At 68.3% G+C, this 1,400-nt stretch carries 2 protein-coding genes and 1 tRNA gene; all 3 read left to right on the forward strand.

Annotated elements, in window-relative coordinates; translation table 11 throughout:
• Nucleotides 1-82 precede the first annotated feature (82 nt).
• The 3 genes from ACWGIU_RS37880 to ACWGIU_RS37890 all read left to right on the forward strand — a co-directional run bounded on the left by ACWGIU_RS37880 (nt 83) and on the right by ACWGIU_RS37890 (nt 1,373).
• Nucleotides 83-724, forward strand: a complete 642-nt coding sequence (locus ACWGIU_RS37880; protein WP_453712625.1) for an HNH endonuclease — start codon at nt 83-85, stop codon at nt 722-724.
• A gap of 56 nt (nt 725-780) precedes the next feature.
• The gene (locus tag ACWGIU_RS37885; protein WP_453712627.1) at nt 781-1,257 is read left to right on the forward strand and encodes an HNH endonuclease; all 477 of its coding nucleotides are present in this window, start codon (nt 781-783) and stop codon (nt 1,255-1,257) included.
• Nucleotides 1,258-1,298: 41 nt separating this feature from the next.
• Nucleotides 1,299-1,373 (forward strand) — tRNA-Leu (locus ACWGIU_RS37890).
• Nucleotides 1,374-1,400 lie beyond the last annotated feature (27 nt).

Here is a 1,400-nt window from a genome sequence, read left to right on the forward strand (position 1 = left end):
CGCCCGTAACCGTCCGGCTTCCGGTGCCGTTGTTCCGTACGAGGGCCGCACACGCGGCCGGTCCTGACGGAGGGGGGCGGGCATGCCGATCAGCCCGTACACGAAGGAACGCCTCACGGAAGCCGCCGAAGGGGCGCGAACGCTGACGGAGGCGCTGCGCAAGCTGGGGGTGGATCCGAACGGCTCATCGCGTAGATACCTGCACGACCGTATGAGAAGGCTGGGCGTGGACGTCTCGCACTTCGAGCGGGAGGGAGCGAGGTGGACGCGGGAAGTACTGGCAGAGGCCGTTGTCGCGTCGACGAACATGTGCGAGGTGCTCAGGCGTCTGGGACTCGACGTGGTGGGCGGCCACCACACCCACATCAGCCGCAGGGTCAAAGCGTTCGGGATAGACACCTCCCATTTCGTGCTGCCCTCTCCGGCGGGGCGTCCAAAGGTGCGACGGACCCCGGAAACGGTGCTGGTCATGCAGGAAGACCCGCAGGCCCGCCGCGTGCAGAGCGCGCAACTCAAGCAAGCCCTCACGGCCATCGGAATTCCCGAAGCGTGCCGACTGTGTGGCGTCGAAGCCGTCTGGCAGGGGCGGCCGCTGCCCCTTGAGGTCGACCACATCGACGGCGACTGGCGCAACAACCGACGGGAGAACCTGCGGCTGCTCTGCCCGAATTGTCATTCCGCCACGGACACCTACCGCGGCCGGGCGAAGGGTCGGCGGCGATGACGGGTGCCGACGGCATCATCCTCCCGACACGCCGGCGCCGGACGTACGCGCGGCGTGTGAAGCCCGAAGCCGCCGTCCTCCGTGAGGCCGTTGCCACGTCCTACTCGCTGGCCGAAACCCTGCGGCGGCTGGGCCGCAAGTCCTCGGGGAGCATGAACGAGGCCCTCAAGAGCTGGATCCGCGAGGACGGCCTGTCCACCGCGCACTTCCTCGGCCAGGCTCACCAACGCGGCAAACCCGGCACCGTCACTGTGCGGAGAGCCGCGGACATCCTCATGAGGCACGACGGTCCGCGCCGAACTCGCTCGCACCTGCTCCTGCGGGCGCTGCGCGAGGTCGGCGTCCCCGAATGCTGCTCGATGTGCGGTACGCCCCCTGCCTGGCGGGGACAGCCGATGACTCTGGAGGTCGACCACATCGACGGCGACTGGAGCAACGACCAGCGCGAGAACCTCCGGCTCCTGTGCCCCAACTGCCACGCGGTGACCAACACGTGGTGCCGCGGCGGAAGATCCGGCAGATCCGGCAGTTAGTCCCCCTATCCAGCCGCCACCAAGTACAGTGGACTTGGCTTGCGCCCGTACGCCAACGGTGAGCGGCGATCTTTAGGTGGTCGTGTCTGTCGGTTCGAATCCGATCGGGCGTACCAGCGCGAAGGGCCTGCCCTCCCGGACTC

The sequence above is a fragment of the Streptomyces sp. NPDC054840 genome, assembly GCF_053611065.1.